Genomic DNA, 11,125 nt, shown 5'->3' on the forward strand with positions numbered 1-11,125 from the left:
AGCCGGGCCCCGCGGGCTTCTTCCAAGTTTTCGGGCCTCTAAACGCGCACGGGTCGAATTGATATCGACACCCCCGGGACACCCATTTCGGTACCGGTGGGACGGGGCCGGGGAATGGACACGGGCGGGGCCGGGGCGAAGATCGCCCCGGCCCGCGGTGCCGCTACGGATGGAAGGCCGCGGTCACCATCGGTACCAGCGGCGACGGCCGCCACCGGCTCCGTCGGCGGCCCGGAGGACGAAGCCCAGGAGCCAGATGACCAGGACGATCAGTGCGATCCACCAGAGGACGTGGACGGCGAACCCCAGGCCGCCCAGCAGTAGCGCCAGCAGAAGGACGGCGATGATGAGCGCCATAGCGGTCTCACATCCCTTTCACTTGATTGGCTTGTGGTGGTCTCTCTATACCCTTGGTTCCTGGTTTATGCATGAGATCGGCAACACTCTTTTCAGTAGGGATCACGGCGGCCCGGACGGCGTTTGTCCGTTGGGTCGGCGCTTCTGGGGGAAGAGGCACCGGATGCTTCATGTGCTACGGGACTACGCCTTCGTGGGAGACGGGGAGCGAGGGGCGCTGATCGGCCCCCACGGGGACTTCGCGTGGATGTGCTTCCCCTCCTGGGAGTCGCCCCCGGTGTTCGCCGGGCTCCTCGGCGGCCCGGGAACCTACGTCGTCTGCCCGGTCGCAGAGCGGCGGGTGTGGGGCGGCTACTACGAGGACGCCTGCCTCGTCTGGCGGAGCCGGTGGGTCGTCCCCGGCGGGGTCGTCGAGTGCCACGAGGCGCTGGGCGGCCCGGCGGAGACCGGGCGCACGGTCGTGCTGCGCCGGATCCGCTGCGTCGGCGGGACGGCGACGGTCCGGGTGCGCCTCGGCCTGCCCGGCGGCGAGTGCCGCTGGACGGCCGTTCCCGCGCCGCAGGGGTCGGGAGCGGACGACTCCTGGGCGGACGGCTCCTGGACGGGACGCGCCGGTGACGTGTACTTCCGCTGGACCGGAGCCCCGGAGTCGGCCTCCGGCCGGCCGCTGACGTTCGACTTCGACCTGCGCGAGGGGGAGACCCGCGACCTCGTCCTGGAGCTGTCGACCCGTCCGGTGGACGGCCCGCCCGGGGCCTCCGGCGCCTCCGGCGGGCTCGGGACGCCCGACGAGCTGTGGGAGCAGACGCGCGTCGACTGGAAGGCGCGCATCCCCGACTGCTCGGACACCATCGCGCCCCGGGACGCCCGGCTCGCCTACGCCGTCCTCACGGGCCTGACGTCGTCCAGCGGCGGGATGGCCGCCGCGGCGACGACCTCGCTGCCCGAGCACCTGGCGGGGACGCGGAACTTCGACTACCGCTACGCGTGGATCCGCGACCAGTGCATCGCGGGGCAGGCGGTGGCCGCCCACGGCGGACGGCTCGCCCTGCTGGACGCGGCGACGGGGTTCGTCGCGGACCGGCTCGCCGAGGACGGCGCGCGGATGCGTCCGGCCTACACGGTGTCGGGCGGGCCGGTGCCGGCGGAGCATCCGGCCGGGCTGCCGGGGTACCCCGGCTCGGACGCCGTCTACGGCAACCGGGTGACCGGGCAGTTCCAGCTGGACGTGTTCGGCGAGGCGCTGCTGCTGTTCGCGGCGGCGGCCCGGCACGACCGGGTGGACGCGCACATCGCCGAGGCCGCCGCGGCGGCCGTCCGGGCGATCGGGGAGCGGTGGCACGAGGCCGACTACGGCGTCTGGGAGACCGAGCCGCGCTGCTGGACGCACTCGCGCCTGGCCTGCGTCGCGGGCCTGCGGCGGGCCGCGCCCCTGCTGGCCGCCCGCGGGGACCGGGCGGACTGGGAGCGGCTCGCCGACCGCATCCTCAGCGAGACGGCCAGGACGTCCCTGGACGACGGGGGCGGCTGGCAGCGCGCCGCCGACGACGACCGGGTCGACGCGGCCCTGCTGCTGCCCGCCCTGCGCGGCGCGTTCCCGCCGGATGACCCGCACATGACCGCCACCTACCGCAGGGTCCGCGCCGAGCTGGAGCAGGAGGGTTTCGTCTACCGGTACCGCGTCGCCCGCAAGCCGCTCGGTGAGATCGAGGGCGCGTTCACCCTCTGCGGGTTCATGCTGGCGATGGCCGACTTCCGGCACGGCGAGCGGGAAATGGCCGTCGGGCAGTTCGAGCGGGCCCGGTCGGCGTGCGGCGCGACCGGGCTGTTCGCCGAGGAGTACGACGTCCGCCAGCGGCAGGTGCGGGGGAACCTGCCGCAGGCGTTCGTTCACGCGCTCTTCCTGGAGGCCGCCACCCGCCTCGCCGCGCGGTAGCCCAGCGCCGCGGCGGCGAGGCCCGCGCCGGTGGCGGCGCGGCGGTGCCGGCTGAGCCACACCTGCGGGCTGCGGCCGTGGGCCCGGCTGTCGAACCGGCCGTGCGCGCCCTCGTCCTCGGTCTCGTCCCGCGGCTCCCACAGGTTGCCCTCCACCGGCTTCGCCGGCTCGGACGTCTGCTGGCTGGAGTAGCCGGTGCGGGCCAGGTACCGGTCGAGCAGCGCGGGCGCGACCCGGTCGGCGAGCAGGGTGAGGACGGTGGACATCCCGACCCAGTACTCCCGGCGGCGCGGGTTCTTCGCGGCGTGCACGATCGCCTCGGCCGCCACCTCCGGCTGGTAGATCGGCGGGACGGGCTGGGGCCTGCGCGGCAGCCGCGACCGCACCCACCCGAACTGGGGCGTGTTGACGGCGGGCAGGTGCACCATCGTGGCCTGGACGCCGCTCTTGTCGTGCAGCAGCTCGCACCGCAGCGACTCGTACATGCCCTGGATGGCGTGCTTGGCCCCGCAGTACCCCGACTGCAGCGGGATCCCGCGGTGCGCCAGCGCCGAACCGACCATGACGATCACGCCGCGTCCGCGCGGGCGCATCACGTCGAGGGCCGCCCGGGTGCCGTGCGCGTACCCGAGGTAGGTCACCTCGGTGATGCGCCGGTACTCCTCCGGGTCGATCTCGGTGAACGGCGCGAAGACCGAGGTGAAGGCGCAGTTCACCCAGACGTCGATCGGGCCGAGCTCCTTCTCCACCGTCCGCGCGGCCTCGGCGACCTGCCGGAAGTCGGCGACGTCGGCCTCGACCGGGAACCCGTGCCCGCCGAGCTCCTTCGCGACCCCCTCGAGCCCGGCCCGTCCGCGGGCGACGAGGGCGACCTTCGCCCCCTCCTTCGCGAACGCGCGGGCCGCCGCGCGGCCCACCCCCGCGGTCGCTCCTGTCACTACGACGACCTTCATGGCCTCCCCTTCGCTGTACGGCGCCTGCCGGGGCGTCCTCCCCGGCTCAGGCGACGCGGAACTCCTCGGCGTCCGCGCGGCGGAACGCCAGGCCGTGGCCCGGCGCGTCGTCGCGTGGACGGACCGTCCCGCCCTCCGGGCCGAGGCACCCGTCGAAGAGCAGGGACTCGATGCGGACGTGGTCGTGGAACCACTCGATGTGCCGGGCGTTCGGGACGGCCGCCAGGACGGGCGCGTGCAGGTGCGGGGCGCAGTGCCCGGACAGGTCGCGGCCGAAGGCGCGGGCGAGCCCGGCGATCCGCAGGAACTCGGTGTACCCGCCGCAGCGGGTGACGTCGGCCTGCGGGCAGTCCACGACGGGCAGCAGGTCGCGGAAGTAGGGCAGGTCGTAGCCGTACTCGCCGGCGGCGACCTCGCACTCCACGGCGTCGCGGACGGTGCGCAGCCCGGCGAGGTCGTCGGACGACACCGGCTCCTCGAACCAGCGCAGCCCCACGTGCTCGGCGGCCCGCGCCACCCGGACCGCCTGCTTGGCCGAGTAGGCGCCGTTGGCGTCGGCGTACAGCTCGGCGGCCGGGCCGATCGCGAGGCGGGCGAGGCGCAGGCGGGCCATGTCGCGCTCCTCCCGGGCGCCCCACGACTCCCCGATCTTGATCTTGACGCGCGGGATGCCCAGCTCGCCCGCCCAGTGTTCGAGCTGGGCGGTGGTCTGCCGGTCGGTGTAGGTGGTGAAGCCGCCGGAGCCGTACACGGGCACGTCCGGGCGGACGGCGCCGAACAGCCGGTGCAGCGGCACGCCGAGCACCCGGGCCTTGAGGTCCCACAGCGCGCAGTCCACGGCGGAGATCGCCATGGACGCCGCGCCGGGGCGTCCGGTGTTGCGGACGGCGCGGCACATCCGCTCGTGCGCGTCCGGGACGTCGAGCACGCCGACGTCCTTGACGACCGGCGCGAGCGTGTCCTCGACCAGCCGCGCGATCGGCGCCGGCCCGTACGTCCAGCCGGTGCCGCGGTGCCCCTCGGCCTCCGCCTCGGCGAGCACCAGGGTCGTGGACGTCCAGGAGAGCGTGCCGTCGGCCTCGGGGGCGTCCGTCGGGACGGTGTAGGCGGACGCCCGGACCGCGGTCATGACGGGCGCTCCTCCGGCAGCAGGTCGGCCAGGACCTCGGCGAGGTGCCGCGGCCGGGCGTCGGTCCCGGCCTCGATCTGGGTGCGGCAGGAGAACCCGTCGGCGAGGATCGCGGTGCCGGGGTCGGCGTTCCGGACGGCGGGCCAGATCCCCTGTTCGGCGATCGTGGCCGACACGTCGTAGTGGCCGCGCTCGAAGCCGAAGTTGCCCGCGAGGCCGCAGCAGCCGACGTCGAGGACGTCCACGTCCACGCCGGCGCGGCGCAGCACCCGGGTGTCCGCGTCGAAGCCCATGACCGCGTGCTGGTGGCAGTGCGGCTGGGCGAGCGCGGTCACCGGCTCGCGGTCGAGCCCGGCGACGACGTCGTGGGACGCCACCGGGGACGTCCCGCCCTCGGCCTCCTGGTGCTCGTCCAGCAGTTCGGCCAGCGTCAGCGTCCCGTCGTGGACGCGTGCGACGTTCTCGTCGTCCGGCAGGAGCTCGGGCGCGTCGGAGCGCAGCACGGCGGTGCAGCTCGGTTCCAGGGTCACGACCGGGACGCCCGCGCGGACGGCGGGAGCGAGCATCCGCGCGGTGCGGCGCAACTGCTTGGACGCGCGGCCGAGCTGCCCGGTCGAGATCCACGTCAGGCCGCAGCACACCGGGTTGGACGGCACCCGCACCCGGTACCCGGCGGCCTCCAGGACGCGGACGGCCGCCTTGGCGATGTGCGGGTGGAAGGAGTTGGTGAAGGTGTCGGGGAACAGCACCACGGCCGGGCCGTCCCCGGTCATCGTGGGCGGACGCCGCCGGAACCAGTCGGTGAACCGCTCGGGCGCGAAGCGCGGCAGCTCGCGGCGCTCGTCGATGCCGCCCAGCCGCTTGACGATCCGGTCGAGCCCCGGGAGGCCGAGCGCGGTGTTGGCCACGCCGGGCGCGTGCGCGGCGAGCCGGGCCCAGACGGGCAGCCAGCCCATCGTGTAGTGCGACATCGGCCGCAGCCGCCGCTCGTAGTGGTGGGCGAGGAACTCGGCCTTGTACGTCGCCATGTCCACGTTGACCGGGCAGTCGCTCTTGCAGCCCTTGCAGGCCAGGCACAGGTCGAGGGCGTCGCGGACCTCGGTGGAGCGCCAGCCGTCCCGGACGACCTCGCCGCGCATCATCTCCTGGAGCACCCGGGACCGGCCGCGCGTGGAGTGCTCCTCCTCGCGGGTGGCGCGGTAGCTCGGGCACATCACCCCGCCGGACGTCGAGCGGCACTTGCCGATCCCCACGCAGCGGGCGGCGGCGTGGATGAACCGGCCGTCGTCCTCGGGGTAGGAGAAGTGCAGATACTGCCGCTTCGGGTGGTATCCGGGCAGGTCGAGGTACTTGTCCAGGGGGAGCGGGTCCACGACCCGGCCCGGGTTCATCCGGTGGTCCGGGTCGAAGATCCCCTTCACCCGGCCGAACAGCGCGACGACCTCGTCCCCGAACATCAGCGGCAGCAGCTCCCCGCGGGACTGCCCGTCGCCGTGCTCGCCCGACAGCGAGCCGCCGTAGTCGCAGACCAGCTTCGCGGCCCGCCGCGCGAACTCGCGGTAGCGCTCGACGCCCTCCCGGTCGGACAGGTCGAAGGGGATGCGGGTGTGCACGCAGCCCTGCCCGAAGTGCCCGTACAGCGTCACGGGGTCGTAGTGGAACTCCTCCACGAGCGCCTGGAAGTCGCGCAGGTAGTCGCCGAGCCGGTCGGGCGGGACGGCCGCGTCCTCCCAGCCCTCGTGGGTGTCGGGGCGGTGCGGGGGATAGGCGGTCGCGCCGAGCCCGGCCTCGCGCACCCGCCACAGCCGCTGCTCGTCGGCGGGGTCGTGGACGAAACCGCGGTGCGGCGGGGTGGACGAGCGGGCCGCGGTCTCCATCAGCCGTTCGGCCTTCCCGTCGGCCTCGGCCTGCGTGTCGCCGCCGAAGCGGACCATCAGCCAGCCCGCGCCCTTCGGCATCTTCTCCAGCGTCTCGTCGTCGGCCAGATGCTGGGACTTGGCGAGGTCGAGCAGGTAGTCGTCCATGCCCTCCAGCGCCAGCGGCTCGCAGGCGGCGATCTCCGGGACGGCGTCGCCCGCCGTCGCGATGTCGTCGTAGCCCAGCACGACCAGCGACTGGTAGGACGGGACGGGCACCAGCGAGATCTCCGCCCGCAGCACGGTGACCAGCGTCGATTCGGAGCCGACCAGGGCGCGGGCCAGGTTGAAGCCGTTCTCGGGCAGAAGCTGGTCGAGGCTGTAGCCGGACACGCGGCGCGGGATGTCGGGGTACCGGGTGCGGATCAGCGCGAGGTTGTCGTCTCGCAGCCTGCGCAGTTCGCGGTAGATCTCCGCGCGCCGCCCGCCCTCGGCGACGATCCGCGCGTACTCCTCGTCGGACGTCTCGCCCACCCACATCCGCAGGCCGTCGTAGGTGAGCACCTCCAGCCGGACGACCGAGTCGGTCATCTTGCCGTACGCCTGCGCGGACGCGCCGCACGAGTCGTTGCCGATCATCCCGCCGATGGTGCAGGTGTCGTGCGTGGACGGCTTCGGCCCGACCATCAGCCGATGGCGGCTCAGCCGCCGGTTGAGGTCGTCCAGGCAGATGCCGGGCTCGACCACGGCCGTCCGGGCGTCCGGATCGCACGACAGGAGCCGGTGGCAGTACTTCGACCAGTCGATGACGACGGCCTCGTTGCAGCACTGCCCGGCCAGGCTCGTCCCGCCGCCGCGGGACAGTATCGGGACCTCGTGGCGGGCGCAGACCTGCACGGCCGCCACGGCCGCTTCCACGTTCCGGGGCACCACCACCCCGATCGGCGGCCTCCGGTAGTTGGACGAGTCGTGCGCGTAGGCGGCGCGGGAGCCCGCGTCGAACCGCACTTCGCCGTCCACCTCCGCCGCCAGGTCCTCCTGGAGGGTCGTCCGGGGCTCGGTCTTGTGCACGGTGCCGATGGCCATGTCGGTCCCGTACCCAGTCGGCGGGCTTCAAGCATGCGAGGGCCGAGCGTGGGGGTTTCAAGCATTGTCGCGGGGAACGGCTCGGGGGAGGACGAGTGAAGGGAGCCGCCATGGGCGCGAAAGTCGCCGACCATGTCCTGGAGCGCCTGCGGGAGTGGGGCGTCGAGCAGATCTTCGGCTATCCGGGGGACGGCATCAACGGGCTGGTCGCCGCGCTCGGCAGGGCCGACAACAAGCCAAAGTTCGTGCAAAGCCGCCATGAGGAGATGTCGGCGTTCGAGGCGGTCGGATACGCGAAGTTCAGCGGGCAGGTCGGCGTGTGCATGGCGACCAGCGGTCCCGGCGCGATCCACCTGCTGAACGGGCTCTACGACGCCAAGCTCGACCACGTGCCCGTCGTGGCCATCGTCGGGCAGACCGCGCGCAGCGCGATGGGCGGGAACTACCAGCAGGAGGTGGACCTCCAGACGCTGTTCAAGGACGTGGCCGCCTACGTGCAGACCGCGTCGGTCCCGTCCCAGTTCCCCAACCTGCTCGACCGCGCACTCCGGATCGCCATGGCCGAGCGCACCCCGACGGCCGTGATCATCCCGGCCGACCTGCAGGAGGAGGAGTACCAGCCGCCCGAGCACGCGTTCAAGCAGGTCCCGTCGTCGGTCCCGGGCCTGGTGCGGCCGGTGACCCGCGCGCCGGACCGGGAGATCGACCGGGCCGCCGAGATCCTCAACGCCGGGTCGAAGGTCGCGGTCCTGGTCGGGCAGGGCGCGCGCGACGCCGCCGCCGAGGTGATGGAGGTCGCGGACCTGACCGGCGCAGGGGTGGCCAAGGCGCTGCTCGGCAAGGACGTCCTGCCGGACGACCTGCCCTACGTGACCGGCTCCATCGGGCTGCTCGGCACGCGGCCGTCGTACGAGCTGATGCGCGACTGCGACACGCTGCTGATCGTCGGCTCCAACTTCCCCTACAGCCAGTTCATGCCGGAGTTCGGGAAGGCCCGCGCCGTCCAGATCGACGTGGACGGGCGGCTCATCGGCATGCGCTACCCGACCGAGGCCAACCTGGTCGGGGACGCCGCCGAGACGCTGCGCGCGATGATCCCCAAGCTGCGCCGCAAGGACGACCGGTCGTGGCGGAAGACCGTCGAGAAGAACGTCTCGCGCTGGTGGGACACCGTCGAGCGGCAGGCGAAGGTGCCCGCCGACCCGATCAACCCGATGCTCCTGGCGTGGGAGCTGTCCTCGCGGCTGCCGGACGACGTGATCGTCACGGCCGACTCGGGCTCGGCGGCGAACTGGTACGCCCGCGACCTGAAGTTCAGGCACGGGATGCGGGGGTCGCTCTCGGGCACCCTCGCGACCATGGGCGCGGGCGTCCCGTACGCGATCGGCGCGAAGTTCGCCCATCCGGACCGGCCGGTGGTGGCGCTGGTCGGGGACGGCGCGATGCAGATGAACGGGCTCGCCGAGCTCATCACCATCCGCCGCTACCACGAGCTGTGGAGCGACCGGCGGCTGGTCATCGCCGTCCTGCACAACAACGACCTCAACCAGGTCACCTGGGAGCTGCGCGCCATGGGCGGCTCGCCGAAGTTCGAGGAGTCCCAGGTGCTGCCGGACGTCTCCTACGCCTCCTTCGCGACCTCCATCGGGCTGGAGGGCATCGCCGTGGACAAGCCCGAGGACATCGGCCCCGCCTGGGACCGCGCCCTCGCCGCCGACCGGCCGGTGGTGCTGGACGTCCGGTGCGACCCCGACGTCCCGCCCATCCCGCCGCACGCGGACTTCTCGCAGCTCAAGGACGCCGCCGAGGCGATCATGAAGGGCGACCCGGACGCGTCCGGCGTCGTCAAGAAGGGACTGCGCGCCAAGGCCCAGGAGGTCTTCTCCCGCTCCGGCAAGGGCTGACCCCCCGTGGCCGCGCCGCGAGGACGGTTCCGCCTGGGCGTCCTGGCCGGTTGCCGGGCCGGACGCCGGGCCGCCGCTCCGGCGGCCTGGGCGTTCCTCGTCTGGATCCTGCTGACCTGGAAGTTCACCGCCGAGCAACTGCTCATCGGGGTGGCGGCCTCCACGGCCGCCGGGCTGCTGGTCGCGCCGCTGGGTAAGGCGGCCGGGCCCTGGGCGCTGCTGCGGCCGCGCCGCCTGCGCGCCGCCGGGGAACTGCTCGTCCACACCGCCTGGTGGATCGTGGTCGCGAACGTCCGGCTGGCCCGGCGGATCTGGGCGCCGTCCCGGCCGCTGCGCAGCGGCATGGTCGTGGTGCCGACGCGTGAGCGCGGCGACGCGGGCGTCACCACGGTCGCCCTGCTCACCTCGGTCATCGTGGACAACCAGCTCGTCGACCTGGACACCCGGCGCGGCCTGCTCCAGTACCACGCGGTCGCCGTCCCGGACCGTCCCGAGACGATCAACGAGCATGTCGAACGCATCCTGCGGCGCGCCCGCGGGGCCGGCGACGGGACGGACGAGCGGCCGGGGACTCCGAGCGGCTCCCGGGCGGGCCGATGAGCACGCTGTACCTCGTCGTCGCGATCGCCGAGGCGGCCGTGGCGGCGCTGCTGACCGTCCGGCTCGGGCTCGGGCCGACGACCTGCGACCGGATCGTCGCCCTCAACGCCCTCACGACCCAGGCGATGCTCGCGCTGCTGTTCTTCGCCGCCTACGCCGACCGCACCGGCTACCTGGACGCGGCGCTGTGGCCCGCGTCCTTCGGCTACCTCGGGACGATCATCTGGGCGCGCTACCTCGAACGGGGGCTGCTGTGAGGGAGGTCCTCGTCGCCGGGGCGGCCCTGGTCGGGCTGTTCTTCTCGCTGTCCGCGGCCGTGGGCATCCTGCGCATGCCGGACGTCTACACGCGCATCCAGTGCTCGTCCAAGACCGTCACGATGGGCGTCCTGCCCGCGCTGGCCGCGCTGGTCATCGGCGAGGGCGCGTTCAGCCAGTACGGCGCGCGCGCCCTGCTCATCGTCGCCCTGCTGGGCGTGCTGAACCCGGTCGCCGCGCACGCGCTCGCCCGCGCCGCCTACCGGACCGGCGTCCCCATGTGGCACGGAGCCGTCCAGGACGAGTCGCTCGAAGACGCCGCGAAGAAGAGCGGCGACCCCGGCGATGGCCGGGGCGGGGACGGCTCCGGGAAGCGGCGGGGGTGAGCCGCGGATGTTCTGGGTGCTCGACTACCTCGTCCTCGCGCTGATCCTCGCCGGCGGGGTGCTGACCGTCCGGATCCGGTCGCTGAACGGCGCGGTGATGGCGCTGTCGTCGGTCGGCGTCCTGCTCGGCCTGCTGTTCGTCGTGCTCGGCGCGCCGGACGTCGCGCACGCCCAGCTGGTCGTCGGCGCGATCGCCCTCCCCGCGCTCTACCTGATCGCCATCGGCAAGACCCGCACGGACGTCCCCGAGGACGATCCCAGCGCGGCGGGCACCGACCGCAGGAAGGAACCGGAGCGATGAGCCGGCGCGCCGTCGCCGGGGCCGTCCTGACCGCGGGGTTCCTGGCGCTGCTGGCGGCGGGCCTGCTGGCCGCGCCCCGGGAGCACGCGCCGCTGCCCGCGATGGCCCGGCACGCGCTGGACGTGGCGCTGCCGGAGTGGAAGCTCACCGAGCCGGTCAACGAGGTCGTCTACGGCACCCGCGGCTTCGACACCTTCGGCGAGACGTTCCTGCTGCTCGCGGCCGTGATCAGCGTGATCGTGCTGACCCGGCCGCGGGAGCCGCGGACCGGCACGATGGGGGAGGAGACCGCCGGCCGCCGCGAGCAGGCCGAGGACGACCCGGGCGGCTCCCCGCGCGGCGGCGAGCGCGCCGCCCGCC

General features: G+C 73.7%; 11 protein-coding genes. 7 read left to right on the forward strand and 4 right to left on the reverse strand.

The annotated features are described in order from the left end of the window. Positions 1–183 precede the first annotated feature (183 nt). Positions 184–357: a hydrophobic protein gene (locus DZF91_RS34035; protein ID WP_117361146.1), complete on the reverse strand. Its 174-nt coding sequence runs from the start codon at positions 355–357 to the stop codon at positions 184–186. A 163-nt stretch (positions 358–520) separates the two neighbouring features. Between DZF91_RS34035 and DZF91_RS34040 the strand changes: the two genes are divergently transcribed. After that, positions 521–2,293 (forward strand): glycoside hydrolase family 15 protein, encoded by a 1,773-nt coding sequence (locus DZF91_RS34040; RefSeq protein ID WP_117361147.1) that lies wholly within the window; start codon positions 521–523, stop codon positions 2,291–2,293. On the opposite strand, the gene DZF91_RS34045 is transcribed toward DZF91_RS34040, so the two are convergent. From DZF91_RS34045 to DZF91_RS34055, 3 genes are read right to left on the reverse strand one after another with little or no spacing between them, the layout of a single operon-like run. Then, on the reverse strand, positions 2,248–3,246 hold the full coding sequence (locus DZF91_RS34045; protein WP_117361148.1) for an SDR family oxidoreductase: 999 nt from the start codon (positions 3,244–3,246) through the stop codon (positions 2,248–2,250). The two genes, DZF91_RS34040 and DZF91_RS34045, sit on opposite strands and share 46 nt — an antisense overlap. Positions 3,247–3,292: 46 nt before the next feature. Then, a complete protein-coding gene (locus tag DZF91_RS34050) occupies positions 3,293–4,375 on the reverse strand; it encodes an enolase C-terminal domain-like protein (RefSeq protein ID WP_117361149.1) in 1,083 nt (360 codons plus the stop codon). Continuing rightward, entirely contained in the window at positions 4,372–7,317 is a 2,946-nt protein-coding gene (locus DZF91_RS34055; protein ID WP_117361150.1) for an FAD-binding and (Fe-S)-binding domain-containing protein, read from the reverse strand. Before DZF91_RS34055 ends, DZF91_RS34050 begins: the two co-directional genes overlap by 4 nt. A 110-nt stretch (positions 7,318–7,427) precedes the next feature. Here DZF91_RS34055 and DZF91_RS34060 point away from each other — a divergent pair, with 110 nt between their 5' ends. The 6 genes from DZF91_RS34060 to DZF91_RS34085 form a co-directional block, all read left to right on the forward strand. After that, positions 7,428–9,221, forward strand: a complete 1,794-nt coding sequence (locus tag DZF91_RS34060) for a thiamine pyrophosphate-requiring protein (protein ID WP_117361151.1) — start codon at positions 7,428–7,430, stop codon at positions 9,219–9,221. A 6-nt stretch (positions 9,222–9,227) separates the two neighbouring features. Then, on the forward strand, positions 9,228–9,821 hold the full coding sequence (locus DZF91_RS34065; RefSeq protein WP_199487085.1) for a Na+/H+ antiporter subunit E: 594 nt from the start codon (positions 9,228–9,230) through the stop codon (positions 9,819–9,821). After that, a complete protein-coding gene (locus tag DZF91_RS34070; RefSeq protein WP_117361152.1) occupies positions 9,818–10,078 on the forward strand; it encodes a monovalent cation/H+ antiporter complex subunit F in 261 nt (86 codons plus the stop codon). The genes DZF91_RS34065 and DZF91_RS34070 overlap by 4 nt, the downstream gene beginning before the upstream one ends. Continuing rightward, positions 10,075–10,464: a monovalent cation/H(+) antiporter subunit G gene (gene mnhG, locus DZF91_RS34075; protein WP_199487086.1), complete on the forward strand. Its 390-nt coding sequence runs from the start codon at positions 10,075–10,077 to the stop codon at positions 10,462–10,464. Before DZF91_RS34070 ends, mnhG begins: the two co-directional genes overlap by 4 nt. 7 nt (positions 10,465–10,471) lie before the next feature. Continuing rightward, positions 10,472–10,765: a Na(+)/H(+) antiporter subunit B gene (locus DZF91_RS34080; RefSeq protein WP_117361153.1), complete on the forward strand. Its 294-nt coding sequence runs from the start codon at positions 10,472–10,474 to the stop codon at positions 10,763–10,765. Beyond that, the coding region (locus DZF91_RS34085) for a hypothetical protein (RefSeq protein ID WP_199487087.1) at positions 10,762–11,125 on the forward strand (364 nt) is incomplete at its 3' end. The genes DZF91_RS34080 and DZF91_RS34085, both read left to right, overlap by 4 nt.

Source organism: Actinomadura logoneensis, assembly GCF_003428695.1.
GTDB classification, from domain to species: domain Bacteria; phylum Actinomycetota; class Actinomycetes; order Streptosporangiales; family Streptosporangiaceae; genus Spirillospora; species Spirillospora logoneensis.

Excerpts from the sequence above, each read along its gene's own strand:
- DZF91_RS34080 (WP_117361153.1), top strand. The coding sequence starts at position 10,472 with ATGTTCTGGGTGCTCGACTACCTCGTCCTCGCGCTGATCCTCGCCGGC.
- DZF91_RS34045 (WP_117361148.1), bottom strand. The coding sequence starts at position 3,246 with ATGAAGGTCGTCGTAGTGACAGGAGCGACCGCGGGGGTGGGCCGCGCG.
- DZF91_RS34035 (WP_117361146.1), bottom strand. The coding sequence starts at position 357 with ATGGCGCTCATCATCGCCGTCCTTCTGCTGGCGCTACTGCTGGGCGGC.
- DZF91_RS34060 (WP_117361151.1), top strand. The coding sequence starts at position 7,428 with ATGGGCGCGAAAGTCGCCGACCATGTCCTGGAGCGCCTGCGGGAGTGG.
- DZF91_RS34050 (WP_117361149.1), bottom strand. The coding sequence starts at position 4,375 with ATGACCGCGGTCCGGGCGTCCGCCTACACCGTCCCGACGGACGCCCCC.
- DZF91_RS34055 (WP_117361150.1), bottom strand. The coding sequence starts at position 7,317 with ATGGCCATCGGCACCGTGCACAAGACCGAGCCCCGGACGACCCTCCAG.
- DZF91_RS34040 (WP_117361147.1), top strand. The coding sequence starts at position 521 with ATGCTTCATGTGCTACGGGACTACGCCTTCGTGGGAGACGGGGAGCGA.
- DZF91_RS34070 (WP_117361152.1), top strand. The coding sequence starts at position 9,818 with ATGAGCACGCTGTACCTCGTCGTCGCGATCGCCGAGGCGGCCGTGGCG.